An 18,856-nucleotide genomic window follows, 5' to 3' on the forward strand; every position below is an offset into this window, starting at 1 on the left:
TCGGCTTACATCATTCCATCGCTACCGTAGGTGTAGGATTCACCGTTCTTGGTAACTTGAATTGTGTTCTGGTTGATTGATTCGATAGTCCAACCCTGAATGCTGCTACCTTCCTTAACTTGAAACTCGCCCTGGGAAGCACCGTTGTCTCCCAGAACGACAACCCTTGCTCTTGTTGAGATCCCCTCACCTTTCAGGACATTAAGCAGCCTCATGTTGAGAGGTGGTTCGGTCGTAACCTGAGAACGAGGTGAAACAGTTGTCTCCGTTCTTTGGCCGGTTGTGGCACTGTTAGCCAGCAGTCTCTGATATCGCTGAAGCTCTTGCTTCATCTTCTCGATATCAGTGAGAGAGGTTTCCTTCTGTGAGCGCAACTCACGCAACTGAATCTGCATGCGAATAACTTCGTTTTCAGCTGAGAGACGCTCAGATTCCTGCGCCGCAAGCTCTGAGCGCAATTTTTCATCATTGATCCGCTGAGCCATCTCAATCTTCTCAGCAACGCTCAGTCTCGCCTGTGGCGACTGCTGTGCGAACAAAGAAGTACTGAAGGCAAAGGCGAAAATTGACGCCACTAAGGCTGCTTTACTGGAATGCATAGTGTCCTCGCATCGCAAATTCTTCGTTGTTTATGACAATCTCAGTTACCAGAACGCCTGGCATAGAAAGCTGATCTGCAGCCACTTCCAGTAGCCCCAGAGGTCCACTCACCGAAAGAGCGCCTTTTTGATACTCGGCAGTGAAAGTGGAACCGCGGAGAAATGAACTGTTATCGATCGTGACCTTCTCAAACGCTGAGAGCTCAACATTCAATTCCAAGGCAGGGCTTCTGAGGAATGCTGCCCTGTCAAGAAGTTGCGATCTCACAGCATCTGAGCCCGGTACAGAGAAGTCTTCTGGCAAGCTTTTGACGAAGGACACAGGCTTACGATAGAGCGCCTCCCTGCCCCCAAGATTGACCTGAACTCCCGTGCCGAGAGCAGACTCCAAACTGCTGGGGAGCCCATAACCCGGAGATTCAAATTTGAAAACGCACTCAGATGAAGATGCCCCGCAGTTAGCAGCAATGAAGGACCAGGACTCAACCGCAACCGGAACGTCTTGAGTCACCGTCATAACGCGATCGTACGCCTCCAAAGAGTCGACGTAACCGAAATCGCTTTGCATGGCCTGCTGGTAAGCATTGAGAGCATCGCGCCTAAGTTCGGACTCTGAAGGCCCCCTGGGAGTTACCCGCTCAGGTTCTGCCAGGAAGATTTGGTACATGAACCATGCGATCCCACCAAGTAACGCAAAAACGATAACCAGTTGAATCGCGGTTGCGGCCGTGGAGCTTCGGCTTTTTACCAGAACACCGACTTTCTTTGACGGCTTGCCCTCAAAGAAGTCGTCTACAGAGATCTCGAAAACCTCGACGTCACCGAATACCGGTTCACAACTGCCGATCAGTGCTTGGAGGTTCTTCTCCAACACCTCATCGCTACCAACCCAGTCACTCTCCACAAACGCAAGTGGGCGTGATTCGCGAACAGCACCAATCCAGCATTCACCATTGCCCAAGTCGAGTTTAAAGACGCCATTTACACCGGACTCTTCGCTATAGCCAACGCCCTGCTTTTTAGCCTCTTCGATAAGCCAAAGCATGAGCGAAGGCTGCTTGAGGATATCCCCTTGCTCAACTGAGTCAGCGCTTCGAAGAACTTGCTCACTTTCGGCATAGCCTGCGGCTAGGTAGCCAGCGTTTCCGCGCTTCTTGCTCCCTTTAGCGCCCTTCCCTTTCAGGTATACGACGCCCTCGAAGTCCATCGCCCGCTCTTTGGCGTCGATACCTTTCGTTGTCGAGCCCGCTAAGCTGGCCCATGTTAGACCAGCGACTGCGACATGACCGTTTATGTCGAGCAGTCGAATCATGCGCGAGGCTCTCCTACAGAGTTGCCAAGCAGAACCGGAGTGATCATGATCACAGCCATCTCACGGTTGGCATTGTCGCGGCGACTTCCGCCAAAGAGCTTGAAGTTGGGCCAGAAGGAGCCGGAATCCTTGTACTCGTCGTTCTTAACGTGGAGCCCGGTAAGAACGAGCGTGGAACCACTACGCATGATTGCCTGGTTGATGATTTTCCGGCGCGTAATGTCCGGCTGCTGAACACTCGCTTCGTTAATCTGGCGCTCAAACAGCGATACCAAGTCAGTGATGTTGATGCTGTAGTGAACCAGAATCCGGTCATCAGCGAGGATCTTGGGTGTAACCTGCATATTCAAGCCAGTTACAACCTTGTCCTGCTCGATCTCTGTATCAATCCCACCAGAGAGATCTGAGCGGGAAGTGGTTACAGAAGAGATGTAGTTGGTGATTCTCGCGGTTTCCAGGGGCACCGTGCGGTTGTTGGTAGTGATGTTGGTAGCCCTGGTGACAATCGCTACGTTTTCTTTAAGGGCTACATTGTCATAGTTGATGTTCGAACCAGCCCAGTTGCCCATCAGGTAGGCGCCGTTAAAGTTGATGCCTGCGATGTCACCAATGGGATCTGAAATTTTCTGAATCTGAGCCGAGGACTCCATGCCGGTGTACAGAAGATCGAGCGAAAACTCGAACTCTTCATTATCCACATCGGATATAGAGTAAATGCGGACGTTCAGGGCCACCTGGCGCGTCAGATCTTCGTTAACGCGCTCAACTTCGCGGGAAATAGCATCGATGACGTCCTTGGTGTCCGTGACGGTAAATGAGCTGGTTGAAGGCGACCGGGTAATCACGCCAGCATCCGACATCAAACCAGCCATCAGGTCCATTACATCGCTGTATACGTTCTTGGCAATTTCACTGTTAACACTTTCAGTGCCGCCTGTCTCTTGGCTCGACTCGCCTGACTCAGTGGTTGTTTCCAGGCGCTCATCAATGATGTTGAGAGCAAAAGATTTAGTGACGTAGCGATGGAAAATCACAACACCATCATCAACCCGCCATGCGATATTGAAGCGACTGGAAACGAGGTTCAGAAGATCCTCAACAGTACCATCAACGTCGAATGTGATGCGCTCGCGGCCGGTTCCCATCAACTCGACATCTTCGCTCCAGCGAGAAGCCATAATGGGAGCACCATTCTGGTCCAGTTGCGGTGCAGATCCGCTCGGCAGAGGACGAATGACATCTTCCGCAACACGGGTCTGGAGACCCGTCACTTCGGTCACAAGCTTCGCAATCTCCTGAATGCTCATCGGAGAAAATGAAGAGTAAGTCAGGCTGCGCTCCAGTTCCTCAGGCACCGGATCGCTTAGCTCAACTTCAGAGGGAGAACCCAGCCAATAGCGGTCGACTTCACGGAAAGCTTCTCGATGGCGATGGGCGCCGGCGTTATCAATTGCAACCTCTGCCTCGACTGCAGATCGCTTGGCATTGTCCTGCGCACTTTGCTGACGACTATCCTCAACGCCCAGGCTGGAGCAGCCCACCAGAAAGGTAGCTGCAAGGGCTGCAATAAAAGGAAACTGCTTCATCATTTGATACCCCGGATTCTCAGAACTCGGTTTTTGCTGTTCACTTCCGCGCCGATCGGATACCCGGCATCTGAAAGCGCATACATCAACTCGCGAGCTGCTTCTTTAAAGGTTCCGACGAACTGAGCCGGGGCTGCCATGGTGTAATCTGATGGATAATCCCAATCGATATACCATTCAGCACGCTCAGCCCATGACTGGAGATTTTCACGAACGGTGAGGTCCTGGCTGATGTACCAGATTTTGTCGCCGGCCTTCATCTGGCCGATGTTGCGATCTGCCGCTGGAACACCTGCCTCGCGGGCCGCACGAAGCCCTTCGACATCCGCATCAGCAGCGGACAGCAAGCGGGCATAACCCGGATCTCGGGAAACACCCACAACCTTGCTTTCTTCGTTCACTGCAATTGAAACGTCGTTGCGCTTTGAGATGTCGCGAAGAATGTCCTGCCAGTCACCCTTAGTGGCCCAAACAGCTGGCTCACGCGGGCTGACACTGCCATCAAAGTTCACAGCCCACTCTTCATCTGGCAAAACAGCCTGAACAGCCTGGCGCATCGGTACACCGGCGCCACGACTCATTTCATCGCTGGACTCGGAGGACTCAACACTCAACCGGTCACTACCGGTCATAGGAATATTCTTGTCTTGAGTCTCAGACTGGTTCTTTGGGAGAAAGGTTTGGACACGCTTAGAGTCCATTTCGATGTACATCGGCTCCTCAGTAAACTCAACGGAACCGTCAGCATCCAGCGGGGATATATAGACGCCGGCGTGAGCGGTCCCGAAGGCCGAAATCAAAACCAGCGACAAGCTGCGTGCGGTGTTGTTCATTTGTCTCACCAGAAAAATTGATTTAACAACTAAATGCTACTTTTACTTCAACTAATAGTCAATGTTTATGTGCGTTCTTGGTCGGGCAGTGTAACCCCCCGCCCAACGGCGCAATTTGCGGCGGTAGTAGCCAAAGAACGAATAGCCTTTTGAGTCTGTGTATTTCAGAAAAAGGACCCAAACAAGCATCGCTACAACGCTTACCCACCCCAAGAACCAAGGAAGGAAAAAGCACAGAACAATGGGAGTCATTGCGGAGAAAGGCAGTCCCAAGAACAGCCTTTTCTTGCGGGAGTGAGCAACGTAGCTATCGATGTCGTCCATCAGTTTTCCCGCCCTTACAAAAATGCTCGATACGGGCGTGCTACGCGCTCATATTGCTTTTCAGTGATCTTCCCCTCTTCCAGTCGCTTTCTTGCCGACTTTTCAAAGGTGACACCTTCCTCGCAGAGAACTTTCATCATCTCTGATGTGATGTTCTTAGCGGTTGCCAGTCGCTCCCGGATCTCAGAAGTCATGATCACATATTCACGGATTGCACAGCGCTTACCGTCGACTGTGGGCAGGAGGTCCTGGGCGAGGAAAAGCTGACCAAGGTCAAACAGGTCACCTTGAATAACTGCCTTCTGGGAGTCATCGAAAGGCGTAATCAGGCGCCGGGCAGCCATAGCAACATTGTTGGCGTGGGTTGTGGTTACAACGCCCTGCCCTGTGTTGGCGGCCATCAAAGCAAGCTCAATTTCGTCACGAGTCCGGATCTCACCTACCAACGAGTGCGTAGGTGTCTGGCGAAGGCTATCCATGAGGCCCTGAACAAAGCTGTCGCACTCACGGCCGATTTCACGCTGAAGACACAGACTGGAGGGGTAAGCCAGGGGATAGACGAATTCGATCGGGTTTTCCCAGGTCAGCATATTCATGTTCGCATCAGGCTGAGACAGCTTGTGATGCAGAAGCGCTGCTAGGGTTGTACTTTTACCGGTACCGGTCGCACCGATAACAATGATCAGGCCTTTGCGGAAATTCATGAACTGTTCAACGATCTCAGGTTCGATATCGAGATCTTCAACAGAAGGTATCGTCCCTGGAATCGTACGCAGAGTAATCCGGTAGCCGATGGTGTCACTGATCCTTGCGGGTACAGCGCTTCCCCGGAAGCGAATGTATTTCCCTCTTCCGATTTGCACCGGGTAGGAAAACTCTTTCTTCTTGCCCCCCATCAAAACGGCATCTGACCCCCGGCCGGCGACTTCCGTTAAAACCGTATCCATTTCATGCTGAGATAGCGGCCTCGGAATCAGCACTTTTTTACGTCCATGCAGATCCATTGAGGGCTCAACGTCCGTGGTGAAGAAAATATCGCTAGCGCCAAGCTCATGAGCATGACGAAGCATCGTCTGTACCTGATCGCCCGTAGAAACATTCGGTATCTGCTCAGGAACAAAAAGCTCAGGATCAAAACGGGGGCCAGTATCACTTAGACTCACGGTATACCTCGTAATCCAGTTCTTCGATTGGAATCTCTCGGAAACTTTCTCGCGGGTCGAGAACATCCGCTCTCCACCGCTCATGTTCAGTGTTGAATTGAGCTGGGGCTGTTATCTGGTAGGTGGTCTTATCAATAGCAAGACGATCACCTCCCCCGGTGACCATCTGGTTCTGAACAGCGATGTAGTCAGGATCAATCAACTCCTGCTCGAGCAATCGCAAATAGCGAACCATTCCTACAAAATCACGGCGAAACCGAGAAATCCTCAACTGAATTTCCTGATCTGCCTGGCTAAGCCCCCTCTTCCATCCGCGCAGGACGTGCGTGGACCAAATTTCGCGTTCCCGTTCATCGTCAGCGGATGGCAGGATTGATCGAGCCGGGTTGTTGGCTTCAAGGTTTGTTGTAGTCAGCAGATAGTCGCGCCATGTTGGAGGCACTGTCGTTAATCGGGTATTTTTCAGAATCTTGTAGTGCGTCCCCGTTACGGTAAGAAACGAGTCATCACCTTCAATGTAATTCCGCGCCTCCTGGATAACCGCTGGCAGTCGATACAAACGAACTTCGTTGTCATAGTCGCCGGGAACCAGTTCCATCAGTTGCCGGAAGTCGAAGTTTTCGTCGTAGCGATCCTCCTGCTCCATCAGCAAGTCATGGTATTCATTCATCCTATGCGCGTAGCCTTTCTGAACACCGACAGCTTCAGCTGCCTGCCTCATAGCCCGCAAGCGTAAGTCAGCCGAAGCATCATCTGAGGACTTCTCGTCAGACATGTAATCGCTCGAAAGATTGACAAGATCATTCAGCGAATTTGGCGCGTCTATCCGCTCAAGATTGCTTGCACTCGCACCTTGAGCAGCCAGGAAAGCCGCGCAAATCGAAGTAAACAGCAACCGACGCATCACTCGTTTATCTCCCTGTTGTACACACAGCGAACAAGCTTGCTTAAAGGGTAAATTTCCATGGTGAATGCCGAGCCAGTCTGACGACCAAGATCCATGACTGCTGAGTACAATGGCTCGTCACGAATATTGATCCTTACCCAAATAGGCCGGCGCGGAATCGGCCCCTCAACTGTGCTCTCATATTCAACGGCATCAGCGAGCAACGTGCAGACTTCGTGGGCATCTTTCGGAGGCACGCTCATTGAGGCGTGCTGCTTGAACTCAGGAGGTACTCGCTCGTCCTGGGCCTGGAGGATCCGTTGCTGTTTTTCCTCTTCTGTCAGCCGCTTCTTTCTTTCTTCATCTCTGAGCTTCGCCAACAATCGCAGTTCATCGACGATCTCAACTTCAACACGATCCATTGATTCCTGAAGGTTCGAGGATGCAACTGACGCCTGCGCAACAGGCTCATTGGATGCACAACCTGTAAGGGTAAGAACTCCGGATATGGCCAGAGCTGCGCCAATCAACATGCGATTCATTCAATTTCCTCCGAAATAGAGAGCCGCCAGGAGTCCGGCTCCATCAAGATTTTCTTTGCAAGAATTTGGTGCCAGCGCTTAGTCGCTTCTGGATCTTTAAACGTGGCTTGAACATATCTGGTGAACTTATGATGGAAGTCGCCAATACTGCCTCCAGGGAAGTTTTCCCCAAGGATTCGGCATGCTTCCCAGAATCCAACTTTGTCTTCCAGCGCATCCCTCAGGTCGAGATCTGAGTTTGTGCTTGAAAAAGCCCAAAGCTCCATCGGGCCTTTAACATCGCGACAAACCTGCCATGTGGAGTTTTCTTTTTTCTTGGCAAAATGCAGCATCGTCCCGGGCCCGCGCTGCTCTTTCAGGGCGTACTCTTTGATGTCGTCTGAGAATTTGTATCGGTCCTGCCTACTGTTCATCTCAGGACGGTCATTGGCAGACATAAAGAACGTGTTGGTAGCAATCTCTCGCTGCTCCTCAGTGACGTGATAGTCGTACTGGGTGGCAAGAGAGATGATCAGATTGTTCTTTCGCCCTTTGCGCCGTGCGCTGATGATGCGGTTATCAAGCGATGGGATGCTGTTGAACTGATGATACTCATCAAGGATCAGGTGACGCTTTGTGTTGAAATTCGCCTTCAACCGCTCAAGGTGGTACGACTTCACTGCGGGGTCATCTGAAAAGACCGGCGATTTAACAACCTCAGGTGTTTGGAAGAACTCTCGCGCACCCGCCACCATCGCAAGCATAAACATCGTCGCTGACTGTTTACGGCCTGTCGCATCATCCGTAGAAACGACGTCCGCAAGGTTGACCACCAGCAAGTCGGTTTCAGTCAGATCAATGTTCGTCGGCGCATTCAGAAGCACGACATTGCTAATTGTTGATTCGGTGAAAATACGGATGTATTCGAGGAGCGGCACCGAGCCAATGGTTACGTCCGCAAATTTCCGTTTGAGGTCATCATCTTTCGCAATGATGGTGTTGATATCCCGCAGTAGTGGCACCGCTTGGCGCGTCGCACGGTTAGCAAGTCGATATTCGCCGGCGTACAGTAGAGCATCCGCTATCTCCCACCACAGCGGTTGCTCATCAAGCTTGATATCCCCTTCATCTAGTCGAGCATCGATTTCAGCATCCTGATGCCTTTTATAAACCGCTGGGTCACCCTTGCCTCCTGATCGGTCTGACCGGAGCTCGTACATCTTATTGATCAGGTCTGGGATGATTAGCTCAAGGTACTTTGAGTCAGCTCCATCCTCCGTAGCGAAGATGATTCCAAGCAGACTGATAAGGTCTTGCTTCTCCTGGTCCGTTGGGTAGCGATTGCAGGTCATCGTGTCAAATGGGTTAATGAAGGTCTTCCCGTCATTCCGCATTGTGAAGTAATGAGCCCGGTGAGCCCGCTCAGGGCCCAAAATTGATTTAAACAGTTTAACGAGGCCGACACCTGCATGACCGACGTCAAGGAACACCTGCTTGGGAAGTTGCTTGTTCTCTTCACTCAGTAGCAGAGCTAGCGTTGAACCAAAAAGACCTACAGATTTACCCGACCCTGGGGGTGCGAACCAATTGTTATTCCAAGTTGTTTGAAATGGCGCACCCATCATGAACGGCATTGGCTTGTAATCAGTTGAAAACAAGGGCATGGCACCACTTTTAAAAAATGATGCAGGCCTGTCGATCGGGAGATAAGCCAAGGCGTCTTTGAGACGAATTGCGGACGGTATGCTTACAGGCTTCCGCGCCATTCCGGGGATGCCCTCAATCCAAAGCCGCACAGGGTCGTCAAGAAATTCGACTGGTCTCAGGCCACACCAGGAGCTAACAGCCGAAGAAAGCTCCTCTTTTCGAGTTAGACATAGGTCCTTACTCTTTGCCCATGTTGATAGAGTGAGATGTCCCTTTAGCGCGTTTGCCTCGTTACCAACGAGGTAATCCCGTAAAATTGTCGCTGCCGAGGCCTGCTCACCATTAGCCTTATTGAACATCTTCGCGAGCATCGCCATCCGGTGGCTACTGTTCAGGAAAGTTCTAACCTGGTCCTTCCCTGTCTGGAAGGTGAAACTTGCCGCAAAAGGCATTCTTCGCTCAATTCTACTTACGAGCTCCGTGAAGGGTTGAGGCCTGTCGGACCAAGTTTCAATTTGGATGGGTGCGATGTACCTGTTGTGGCACTTAACCAGAGATTCCTCATCATCAAGCTCTTTAGGCCTTTCTGTCCAAAACTGGAATGCGATTGGCGGTTGTGAGAGTGGGGTAGGGTCAGAGGGATTCTCTTTTGACACCTGAAGCCGTGGTGGAACAGCTTTTTTGCTCTGGGTTTGCCTCAACTGAAAACGATCGTCGTAGCGGCCCGTGATAAAAGTATTGATTGCTCTAGCTAGTTGATGAACAGTCATCGGCTCCGCAACGCAAACGTCGGCAAAAGCAGCAGCCAGGTTTTTAACAAAGGATGAGTGCTTTGCGAGAAGCCTTTTGTACCCCCTCCGAGGGTCCTGACCCATCACAACAAAAGGTGTTAATTCCCTCTCTTTGATAGCACGATCCTGGTCAGCCTTCGAAAAGGCAGCCAAGGATGTCTTCACAACCACATAGCAAGCTTCAAAGGGAACGCGCTTTTGCCGCCAAATGCTCTCTCTCTCCTTCAATATTGGCTCAATGTTGAGAGAGAGCCGATTTGCTACAAACCTGAGCTCATCAACCTGTTTTTTCGCAACGTAGGCACCGCCTTCCTCGGGATCCTGTATGAAGACAATTTGGATCTGATGGCCTGGAGACTTAAATGAAGCATTGAGGCGATCGTTTAGCTTTTGGACCGCCTTGGGATGCTCGCTCTCTCCGAGGTGTGTTTTTGCACCATCCAGAGAGATTGCTGAACAGTAGTATCCGTCAGCTGTTACGAAGGTGTGGTCGTTCTCGACCGCCTGCAGATCGCAAAGGTCATAGGCGGTAAGAGAGAGTGTTTTCGCGAAGAACTGTTTGAGTCCAGACATTAAAAAGTAAGACCATCGTCACTCTCATCGCTGTCTTCGGTGTCTGGGGTTACAGTTTCAGGTACGTCCTGAATGTGTTTTATCACCAGCGCCTCAAAAGAGGCTAATCGGCGGTCTTCGGGAAGATCGAGTAGGGCGTCTAATTCCAGCTGAACCCTTGATGGGTTTTCGCCTTTAAGAGCCGCTCCTGTAACAAACATCCTAAGCCAATCCGACTCGAGACAGTCGATGAAATCAGTTAAACCAAGGAGACCATCAACAATGTCGTCACGATAATATAACTTCGGCTTAAAGGCAACCTGACTAGGTGATAAAGGTTGATTTAGTAGTGAGAATGGCGGGAGAAGTCCTAGCGATAATGCCAACTCGGACGCCTTAGCATGCTCAGCAGATCTAAGGAATACATTCACACGCCCAGTACCGTAACTACCAACAATGAACCCATGGCGTGCAAACTGGTCAGCAGCCCTACCAAGGACTATGCGCTCAGCACACCGAAGGTATGCCGTCCAGGGTGAGGGCTTGTTGGCATCCTTATTGGAGGCAATTGCGAGAGAGTAAATTTCATTGGCCACACTTCTGCCGGCACTAAACTCATCAGGCATATCAGGGTGGGGAAGGGGCTCTTCATATTTGTCACAGACCCACCCTCCTCGTACATCAACGATCGAATAGCTGGACATTTCGGCAACTTCTTCAATACACGCGAAATGTCTGCTTGTCCGGTCACCCACGCCAAAACTTTTATGATTGGCAAACCTCCTATCTATTTCCCTCACGTCTATATCAAGGAAAAAAGTTTTTTTATCAGCCAGTTCCAACATCTTATTAAACGACTCTTCGGAAGAAGGGTCGTTTGCACTTCTGCCATTGGCTGAGCCAATCCGAAGAACTCCCGCTTTAATTGTAATTGGCTGCCACCCCTTAGAAGAGGGGAGTCGCCTAGACATGAGGAATGAGGCTAGAGCACTTCTCGGTACAACGAATGAATGGATTTTCGAACCAGCGGGTATCCTTGAGGCGCTAGCTCGGCCCTGGTTGTACTGAATGCTCTGAGCTACCGCAGTGTTGATTTCAAGGTTACCCATGAGCGGCTCAGTAATTGAGTCAGGAACGACAATCTCAGAAAGGGCGTTTCGAATCCCAATCCTTGCGTCTCGTGGTTCAACCGGGTTTCGATCCTGGATAACAAAAAGAGCGCGATTTAAAACGGCAAAGAGGTATTCAGCTGCCTCAGAAAGATCTCCCTCAAGACCCCACTCACGGATTAGGTAGCCAAGATCGATACGAAAAAAATTAGAACTCCGCAAATGACGAAGCTGCCCATACCCACCTTGGATGAAGTCGTATGGCCTGATGTTCGTGACCCACAGCACATCTGTAGAAAGCTCGTGCGTTCCACCAATCTCGGTTGATTCGCCATCTTCACATGCATAACCATCGGAAGGACGCTTTGGGTCGGCGAAAAGTGCAATCCCTATCTTGCTCACTCTATGCTCCAGAAAATGTGGAATTTCTTGCAATTTTTTTGACGATTAGATCGATGCCAAAAGACGACAAAGGGAGTGCGAAAAACATGAAATTTTTACCAGTTTTCAAATGCTCCGAATCCATGAAAAGTCCCCTAGGGGCGAATTTTTGGCCGATCTCCTAATAATTTTTATAAATAATTATATTTATTTATAAATAATATATAATTTATATATCGTGCTTGAACCGTAACGGCAGTTTAACCGTGAAAATCAGGCTTGTCAAACCTTGATTTTGAGTGCTATCTGCTGGGGCTTTGATGTGCGATTTTAACGGTTAAAATTGGGCTCAGAATGGGTGGTCTGAATGCGGAAGTATGATGGTGATCACAGTGGAGGGCAACAGGTTACACAGACTAAAAAGAGGGCGCGATTGTGAATGGTAGTGGTGGAATGGTTAGGAAATTGTTGCACCTCAATCAAAAAAGTGCAGAATGTGTAAACAAGTTTTTCGCTACCAATGCAACAGGAAGGTAATATGGACACCCAAGCAAAAATCATCGTGGTTGGGAACAAGAAAGGGGGAGCGGGTAAAACGACCTTTTCGATTCACGCAGCAGGGACACTTCACCGGTATGGTAAGAAGGTGCTGCTTATCGAGCAAGATACTCAAGGCTCGATTTCAGATGCTCACCGACTCAGGATAAAGTTCGTTGGAACTCCTTCATTTGATTATCACTTCCAGACAAAAAGGCTCGATCGTGATGAAGTGATGAAGCTGGCGGAAGGGTATGATTTTGTGGTTGTGGACTCACCGCCAGGAACGGCAAAAGATCCAAATGATAGTCGCCCCGATGATGACATAGTGCCTGGATCAACCAAGGCCGCGATTAGACCTGAGACTCTCTATTCGTTCACAGCAGCAGACCTGATTGTAATCCCTACGAAAATGAACAGGACTGACATGCACTCTGTGGCGAACTACCTAAACATCTGCGCAACCCATCTTGGGATTCTGCACAAGGCTAACGTCAGTCCGGCGAGACACGCTGTAGTCATTCCAAATGAGCTTGATCCGAAGTGGGGGTATAGCAAAGAGCGAAATATAATCATGCGCTCTGTTGAGAAGTGCGATAAAAACCGTGGGCTAGTAACGCTCGCGAATACTCCAATTATTAAGTATCGACGTTACTCTGATCTGCAATGGGATGGTAAAACAGCTGCCGACCTTGGGGAGGACAGAGCCCGATACCTGTTCGAAAAGACACTCTTTGAGGACGTCTTGCCGAAAGTCGGATTTAGCGACCCTAGAACTAAAGCCGAGAAGAAGCGAGCAAACGAATACTTTAAACAGACAGTTATGAAGATTTACGGAGGTGAAGATGTCTGCGTTGCATAAGAGCGTTGCGGATGATGTGGTTGACAGTTTTGACTCTGATGAGACTGTGGAGCAGGAAGCTGAATTCGAAAAGCTTTCCGAGATACTTGCAATCAAGGAAACCTATATCAAGGAAGAGCGTCTGTTCACCTTGGATCCAAGCTTGATCCATCCAGACCCTGATCAGCCAAGAAAGCACTTCGAAGAAGAAGAAGTTAAAGCGCTTGCCTCGTCAATGGATGAGCTTAAGCAGCACACCCCGATTAAAGTGTACTTCAGTGAAAAAAATCAGCAGATTCAAATTTGGTTCGGTGAGACTCGCTGGCGTGCCAAGAGAGACTACTGCCAAGACAAAGGTGTTCTTTGCCTGTTGGTAAAAGAGCCGGATGAAAAAACGAAGTACGACAACCAGGTTGACGAAAACCTGCAACGTTCTTCTTTTACCGTTGCAGAGGTTCTCGACATTACAGAAAACTACTTCGATCGCTATACCGAAGAAGGTCACGAGGATGTGGTGAACCGTGTTGCTGAACGATTGAAGCGACCGGCTTCTGAGATAAGCCGAAGGCTGACCATTATCTCAGCGATGAAGACGAATGATGAATTAATCGGTTACAGCCTGAGGGATGTAGTCGTTAATAGGAAATTGGAGAACATGTCCGCTCTGTACTTCCTGGCATCAGCGCTTTCTGCAGATTCAACGGAAAGAAAGAAGGGGCCTGCAAGGGATTTGGTTTTGCAAGCTCTTAAAGGCGAAGGAGCTGTTACCAAGGCTGCGGCCGAACAGGCATATAAGCAAGCTACCGGCAAGGCCAAGCTTTCCTATAAGTGGGAACCAAAATATCTTGAAGTTGCCAGCAAGAAGCAAAGCAATCAGTCCCCATCTGAAGAAGCAGCAACTAATGAATCCAAAGTTGGAGCCGACTCCGTTAATTCTACACCAGACAATGAAAGGTCTGTTGATGGGTCAGCGAGTGAGGGCCAGCACCCTCCTGTGGCCAGCAAACCCAAAGCACCAGGGCGGGTTCTGAAGAGTCTTTCCGTTGATGTGCTTGAAGACTCAGAGTATCTGAAGCTCACAGCAAACACCGGGTACATAACGAAAGATCAGGCTCTGCAGCTTGCAGAAAATCTGCGCATTGCAGCAGAAAGCATGTCCTAAAAGATACTGGGAACCATAGGGGGTGCATGAAAATGCATCCCCTTTTTTTGTCGCTAAAAGTGGGTAAACAAGATACAATCAACTCTATGTCAAGTTGTCTGCCAACCATTATTGAAGTAATAGTCTGATGGAAGATGAAAGCTGGATCGATACCGCGAGAACACTATTTGAACCCGCTCCGCAGAGTGTGGCAGAAACCCTTTTAGCTAAAGTTTTTGGAAACTGGGTTTTTTCAGAAAACGCCGAGCGTGGAGTAGCTGAGGGGCCATTGGTTTTCGGTAATTTCATGGGGATGGATGAGGTCGCCCTGTTAACCACTATCTTAGGCTTTAGTGGAATACTTGCTGCTGCATTCGGTCTCATCATCTCCAGCTATACCTTCTTAATGCAAATGGTAAAAAATGCATGGACAGGTTCCTTTGCTGCTGACGGGATAAATTCAATATTCTGGCCTGCACGAACAGTTGCAGCGCTAGCTTTGATCATTCCAGTGGTATCAATTGGCTCCGGCGATCGACAAACACAGGTTGCAACATCACAGTTAATGATGATGGAGATCGCTAAGGCAGGTTCTGCGTTCGGTGATAGCGTGTCTACGGCTTACGTAAGAAATGCATTTTCCTTTCCTCTGAATAATACACGACCGCCTGAAACGCCAATTGCAGTTTTTAACGTTTTCAAAATCGCAAGTTGCTCGATTATAGCTGCAGAAAAAGAGGGTGAAGATAGGCCAGAACATGCTCAAATTGTAACGGCGGTGAAAAGGGATGGCACAACTGTGTCATACATTCCCAGCAAGTATGTTGACAATGACGGAGTTAATAAACTTCAGAGCAGCGTTAACGTTCTCAATGATGGCCGGAAAAACTTTGTTGCAACCAATAGTGTGGAGAGCGCAATTTCCTCAGCATTTTCTCAAGAAAACGTATCCTCCCTAGTGTTTGGTAATAATGGGATTTGCGGATCGATCTCATTCAGAACAGCCTCGGCGCCGGTTGATTCAGGCGGAAGAGGGGAAAGCACAAGAGATCTGCTCGAACTTGCCCAATCAAGGGCAGTTGCGGCATACAAGGAGCCCTATAGGGCGCTGACGCTCAAGCTGTTCACTGAAGTCGAAACCATTGTTGATACAGGTCGACTCGAGGAAATTATTGAAGAAGAGCACGGTTCTGACGCCGCTGGCAGTCCCGAGGCAAAATTCCTTTTTGAACTGATCGCTGCCTTTAATACCCAGCTTTACACCTCCGTTGCAGATAGCATTAATGGCATACAAGACCAACTGGGTGGTTCGATGTTTGAACCAGTAATTGATGGCGGGTGGGCAGCATTAGGAGCTCTTTATAGCGTGATTCCAAGGGTTTCAAATATTGCCATGTCAAATATTACTGACGCTCAAGGTATCGTCTCCGCGTCAGAAAGTAAGTTCCCCTGTTTTGAGGAGTATTTCGGTTTATCCGAGAATTGTGAGGCTCAGAGCTTCATGGATGCATTTTCTGGAATTGTTCTGACGCAAACAAAACAATACCGCGCAAGTTTTCAAGGGGAAACGCCCACTATAGGTGTACTGGACTACTGTTCCATCGATCAGTGCAACCTTATGGATGCGAGGAAAAGTTTTGCAAGTACATATTCTCAAACAATTTTGCGGTCAATGGCCGGCGCTGGAAATTATCTCAGTACTGCGGGAGGGCAAGGCGGTACAAACGCAGTTGGTGTTTCTGGGGATGAAATGAATCGCCCAGGAGTAAGTGCCGGATTCCTGCAAGGAAGGGGAGAAGATGGATTTACCGACGCAATAAACGACGATTGGAGAGACTGGAGAGAATCAAGAGATCCAAATCCTATAAACACTATTTCATCGATTGGAACATCATTGATTGGCCTTGGGGCATTGTATCAGTCAATAACTGCTCCTCTCGAATTGGCTGCATCCGCGTCTGATGCTGCTAGCAACAGTGCCGCTAATCCTTTGACGTCCCCATTAGCAATCGCCGCTGCTGTCTTAGCGAAATCAATAAAAATGGTTGTTGGTTTCCTAGAAACAGCAAGTTTGATGATGATCGCAGGCGGGTTTTACCTTTCTTATATACTTCCAATGATTCCCTTTATCATATTCACGATGCAAGTAGTTGGATGGCTCGCTACAACCATCGAGGGGATGTTTGCAGTAAGCTTTGCTGTGGCGCTACTCACTAATAGCGATGGTGACGGTGCGATAAACACTGGATTCTTAAAAGCAGTAAGCTTAACAGCCGCAATTTTTCTTAAGCCATTCTTTATAGTTGTAGGCGTAGCAACAGCTAATGCGATCGCCGCACCCTCGTTTGCGTATTTCAATGTTCAGTATTGGAGGGCCTGGGATGTTGATAACCAGCTTGGAGGATCGTTGAGCAATCCCGTGTTTGAGATGTCAGCTCAACTGATACTTTACATGCTTGCAGCTACTATTTTGATCAGGTTCATTTACTCAGTGCAACATATTATTCCTGACTCAATGAACAACTGGGTCGCGGGTGGAATTGTTAATCCGTTCGGCGTAGGAGATGCAGCAGATCAGGTGAATAGTAATGTTCGCGAAGGAAGTACTCGTCTGACATCTACAGCGATTGAAGCAGCAGCACCTAAAGACAGGAGAAGGTAATGACAAAGGAAAAGGGGCCAGTGAAAAAATTTCTGTCAGTTACCTTAGGGCCCACCGCCCTCATCAAACAGTCTTTCGGATCGCAGACCGGAAACACTGTAAAAACACAGTATCAAAGCTGGAAATCTGCAAATGATCTTGATCTCAAGCATGTCATATCCAATAGGGCTGGTTTTGATTTCGAAAAAAAGTGTTACGACAACAGACGCACACCAGGAGACGTAAAATCCGCTTACAGGAATGTTGCTATAATCCAAGGCGTTCTATGGATAGGAATAGCGGTTACTACAGCCGGCGCACTGGCAAAAACCGGGACCTTACTTTCGGTCATATTTACATTAATGGCAATGGCTGCCCTTCCTGTGATGCTATTGAGTGCAACACATCATCAAATCTGTATTCGAGAAAAGGTTTTCCTGTCGCCCATGGAACTTTTCCGACGACTGATGAGAGGTCCCGGGATACTTTTTCCTTCATCATTGCCAGAAGGATGGAAGCTTTATACACGCTCTAGGGCTGAATTGGAGGGTCTAAGGGGTGGGCAAAAATTAAAATTGAAAGTAAAAAGAAAGGGGCTCTAGGCCCCTTTCATTGGTCTGTTGTCGGTGTAAGTAGTGCTGCCAAGATTCCTGGCAAAAAGAGATACTTTAGGCCGAAGAAAATCCATTCGAGTGGTACGATAAAGAAAACGTAGAATAGAGTACTGTCGGAAGAAGACCTCCAATCAAGAACCCATTCGTAAAACCACATAAGCAGGCCATCCCACCAAGCAAAAGGCGGATAATCAATTAGCCAGATCGAGTAAAACGAACCGAAGAAAAGCACTCCGGTTAAAAAATAGGAACCACGGGATGCTGAGTGCATAACATAGCCTCTTAACAATCCCTCTACACGCACCTAGAATGATAAGATAAGTGTAGAGGATAGTCAAGCAGATTGGGAAAACGCTTCAGCTATTTTGCCCCATCTGGCGACAGGATAGCCAGAATAGACTTCAGAAACGTCTTTTATATGGTCTTCAAAGCTGTCGCGATGGTAAAGAATCTTGATGTCGCGCAGAACCCCGATACGCCTCTTATACTGCTTCTCGTTGAGTCTAAGCAGGTAATCACCAAGAAGCTTAGGGTCACTATACCCCAGAAGCGCTTCCGCTCCTCTGGCTGTCAGAGCAAGGGATCGTAGCAGACTTGCACACTGGTCTTTGACGGTGAGCAACTTGGAGTCTTCACCAATCCAAAGTGTACGCAGTAAATGGTTCAGCTCTGCTTGCTGAATGCCTGGCAAACGAACCAATAGACCTGCATTTTTAACGCCCACAAAACCAATGTGATGCGCTAAATGGCAAAGCCTACAGGCAGTTATCAGGTTGTTCGGGGAATTGTCGCCATGCTCACCACTAACATGATGAACCTCAAGCTTTCCTTCTAAACGGAGGTCGCAAAACTGGCAGGTGTGATTATCACGTTCAAGTATCTTTGGTCGGATCTGCTGATACGCCCGGTCCTTTTCATGGGACCGGGCGTCGTCCATCCGAAACTTGCTGCGCTTAACGGAAAGTACGATGGACTTCATATCAGATTACTGCTGGAACTGCTGAAGCTGAGAATCAACGGCACCGGATGCATCGCCGTCACCACCAAGTGTCATTGTCATGATAGCAATGAACAGGGGAACGATTGTCAAAGCCGAACCACCAACAATGAACTTGAGTGCCTTTCCACCAGCGTCCGGCTCCTGGGGGTTATCGGATTTTTTAACGTAGTACCAGATGCCCCAGCTGACACAGCCAACGCCAGCCAGAAACGCAGCAGCAAGAACCAGCATGCCGACCGCACCGAGTTGGTCCAGCCACCCGCCTTCATCGGTGATTCGCGATGCGAGATCTTCCTGCGCATTCGCAGTACTTGTCACTGCAAATGCGGCAACAGCAACATAAGCTTTTAGCGTAAGGTCTTTCATGAGTGTTCTCCT

15 protein-coding genes are annotated in these 18,856 nt (G+C 49.1%); 4 read left to right on the forward strand and 11 right to left on the reverse strand.

The window, feature by feature from the left end; all coding sequences use genetic code 11:
• Positions 1 to 5 precede the first annotated feature (5 nt).
• From AC13E3_RS12880 to AC13E3_RS12920, 9 genes are all read right to left on the reverse strand, one after another.
• Positions 6 to 599 (reverse strand): HlyD family secretion protein, encoded by a 594-nt coding sequence (locus AC13E3_RS12880; RefSeq protein ID WP_136629897.1) that lies wholly within the window; start codon positions 597 to 599, stop codon positions 6 to 8.
• Positions 586 to 1,911 (reverse strand): type IV pilus inner membrane component PilO, encoded by a 1,326-nt coding sequence (locus AC13E3_RS12885; RefSeq protein ID WP_136629896.1) that lies wholly within the window; start codon positions 1,909 to 1,911, stop codon positions 586 to 588. Before AC13E3_RS12885 ends, AC13E3_RS12880 begins: the two co-directional genes overlap by 14 nt.
• Positions 1,908 to 3,500 (reverse strand): hypothetical protein, encoded by a 1,593-nt coding sequence (locus AC13E3_RS12890; RefSeq protein WP_136629895.1) that lies wholly within the window; start codon positions 3,498 to 3,500, stop codon positions 1,908 to 1,910. Before AC13E3_RS12890 ends, AC13E3_RS12885 begins: the two co-directional genes overlap by 4 nt.
• A complete protein-coding gene (locus AC13E3_RS12895) occupies positions 3,497 to 4,330 on the reverse strand; it encodes a toxin co-regulated pilus biosynthesis Q family protein (RefSeq protein WP_136629894.1) in 834 nt (277 codons plus the stop codon). The genes AC13E3_RS12890 and AC13E3_RS12895 overlap by 4 nt, the downstream gene beginning before the upstream one ends.
• Positions 4,331 to 4,668: 338 nt before the next feature.
• Positions 4,669 to 5,883 (reverse strand): type IV pilus twitching motility protein PilT, encoded by a 1,215-nt coding sequence (locus AC13E3_RS12900; RefSeq protein ID WP_169054492.1) that lies wholly within the window; start codon positions 5,881 to 5,883, stop codon positions 4,669 to 4,671.
• The gene (locus tag AC13E3_RS12905; RefSeq protein ID WP_227549472.1) at positions 5,804 to 6,721 is read right to left on the reverse strand and encodes a type IV secretory system conjugative DNA transfer family protein; all 918 of its coding nucleotides are present in this window, start codon (positions 6,719 to 6,721) and stop codon (positions 5,804 to 5,806) included. Before AC13E3_RS12905 ends, AC13E3_RS12900 begins: the two co-directional genes overlap by 80 nt.
• Positions 6,721 to 7,245, reverse strand: coding sequence for a DotD/TraH family lipoprotein (locus tag AC13E3_RS12910; protein WP_482902094.1), 525 nt, complete (start codon positions 7,243 to 7,245; stop codon positions 6,721 to 6,723). Before AC13E3_RS12910 ends, AC13E3_RS12905 begins: the two co-directional genes overlap by 1 nt.
• Entirely contained in the window at positions 7,242 to 10,235 is a 2,994-nt protein-coding gene (locus AC13E3_RS12915) for a hypothetical protein (protein ID WP_153637281.1), read from the reverse strand. The genes AC13E3_RS12910 and AC13E3_RS12915 overlap by 4 nt, the downstream gene beginning before the upstream one ends.
• A complete protein-coding gene (locus tag AC13E3_RS12920; protein WP_136630094.1) occupies positions 10,235 to 11,725 on the reverse strand; it encodes a hypothetical protein in 1,491 nt (496 codons plus the stop codon). Before AC13E3_RS12920 ends, AC13E3_RS12915 begins: the two co-directional genes overlap by 1 nt.
• 517 nt (positions 11,726 to 12,242) lie before the next feature.
• Between AC13E3_RS12920 and AC13E3_RS12925 the strand changes: the two genes are divergently transcribed.
• The 4 genes from AC13E3_RS12925 (at position 12,243) to AC13E3_RS12940 (ending at position 17,466) form a co-directional block, all read left to right on the forward strand.
• Positions 12,243 to 13,103, forward strand: a complete 861-nt coding sequence (locus AC13E3_RS12925; RefSeq protein WP_482902095.1) for an AAA family ATPase — start codon at positions 12,243 to 12,245, stop codon at positions 13,101 to 13,103.
• Positions 13,087 to 14,244 (forward strand): ParB/RepB/Spo0J family partition protein, encoded by a 1,158-nt coding sequence (locus tag AC13E3_RS12930; RefSeq protein ID WP_482902096.1) that lies wholly within the window; start codon positions 13,087 to 13,089, stop codon positions 14,242 to 14,244. Before AC13E3_RS12925 ends, AC13E3_RS12930 begins: the two co-directional genes overlap by 17 nt.
• A 127-nt stretch (positions 14,245 to 14,371) precedes the next feature.
• Positions 14,372 to 16,885 carry a DotA/TraY family protein gene (locus tag AC13E3_RS12935; protein ID WP_482902097.1) on the forward strand — a complete coding sequence of 838 codons (2,514 nt, stop codon included), beginning with the start codon at positions 14,372 to 14,374 and terminating at the stop codon, positions 16,883 to 16,885.
• Positions 16,885 to 17,466, forward strand: a complete 582-nt coding sequence (locus tag AC13E3_RS12940) for a hypothetical protein (protein ID WP_482902098.1) — start codon at positions 16,885 to 16,887, stop codon at positions 17,464 to 17,466. The genes AC13E3_RS12935 and AC13E3_RS12940 overlap by 1 nt, the downstream gene beginning before the upstream one ends.
• Before the next feature lie 346 nt (positions 17,467 to 17,812).
• Here the strand turns inward: AC13E3_RS12940 and AC13E3_RS12945 are convergent, their stop codons facing one another.
• Positions 17,813 to 18,457 (reverse strand): HNH endonuclease, encoded by a 645-nt coding sequence (locus AC13E3_RS12945; protein WP_482902099.1) that lies wholly within the window; start codon positions 18,455 to 18,457, stop codon positions 17,813 to 17,815.
• Between the two features lie 6 nt (positions 18,458 to 18,463).
• Complete coding sequence (locus tag AC13E3_RS12950) at positions 18,464 to 18,844, reverse strand: DUF6750 family protein (protein ID WP_136630768.1); 381 nt, start codon at positions 18,842 to 18,844, stop codon at positions 18,464 to 18,466.
• Positions 18,845 to 18,856 lie beyond the last annotated feature (12 nt).

It is taken from the genome of Marinobacter sp. L-80 (assembly GCF_056859395.1).

What these genes read in the sequence shown, in the direction of transcription:
- AC13E3_RS12895 (WP_136629894.1), bottom strand. Translation starts at nt 4,330, where the DNA reads ATGAACAACACCGCACGCAGCTTGTCGCTGGTTTTGATTTCGGCCTTC.
- AC13E3_RS12885 (WP_136629896.1), bottom strand. Translation starts at nt 1,911, where the DNA reads ATGATTCGACTGCTCGACATAAACGGTCATGTCGCAGTCGCTGGTCTA.
- AC13E3_RS12915 (WP_153637281.1), bottom strand. Translation starts at nt 10,235, where the DNA reads ATGTCTGGACTCAAACAGTTCTTCGCGAAAACACTCTCTCTTACCGCC.
- AC13E3_RS12910 (WP_482902094.1), bottom strand. Translation starts at nt 7,245, where the DNA reads ATGAATCGCATGTTGATTGGCGCAGCTCTGGCCATATCCGGAGTTCTT.
- AC13E3_RS12900 (WP_169054492.1), bottom strand. Translation starts at nt 5,883, where the DNA reads ATGTTCTCGACCCGCGAGAAAGTTTCCGAGAGATTCCAATCGAAGAAC.
- AC13E3_RS12945 (WP_482902099.1), bottom strand. Translation starts at nt 18,457, where the DNA reads ATGAAGTCCATCGTACTTTCCGTTAAGCGCAGCAAGTTTCGGATGGAC.
- AC13E3_RS12940 (WP_482902098.1), top strand. Translation starts at nt 16,885, where the DNA reads ATGACAAAGGAAAAGGGGCCAGTGAAAAAATTTCTGTCAGTTACCTTA.
- AC13E3_RS12930 (WP_482902096.1), top strand. Translation starts at nt 13,087, where the DNA reads ATGTCTGCGTTGCATAAGAGCGTTGCGGATGATGTGGTTGACAGTTTT.
- AC13E3_RS12880 (WP_136629897.1), bottom strand. Translation starts at nt 599, where the DNA reads ATGCATTCCAGTAAAGCAGCCTTAGTGGCGTCAATTTTCGCCTTTGCC.
- AC13E3_RS12935 (WP_482902097.1), top strand. Translation starts at nt 14,372, where the DNA reads ATGGAAGATGAAAGCTGGATCGATACCGCGAGAACACTATTTGAACCC.
- AC13E3_RS12925 (WP_482902095.1), top strand. Translation starts at nt 12,243, where the DNA reads ATGGACACCCAAGCAAAAATCATCGTGGTTGGGAACAAGAAAGGGGGA.
- AC13E3_RS12890 (WP_136629895.1), bottom strand. Translation starts at nt 3,500, where the DNA reads ATGATGAAGCAGTTTCCTTTTATTGCAGCCCTTGCAGCTACCTTTCTG.
- AC13E3_RS12905 (WP_227549472.1), bottom strand. Translation starts at nt 6,721, where the DNA reads ATGCGTCGGTTGCTGTTTACTTCGATTTGCGCGGCTTTCCTGGCTGCT.
- AC13E3_RS12950 (WP_136630768.1), bottom strand. Translation starts at nt 18,844, where the DNA reads ATGAAAGACCTTACGCTAAAAGCTTATGTTGCTGTTGCCGCATTTGCA.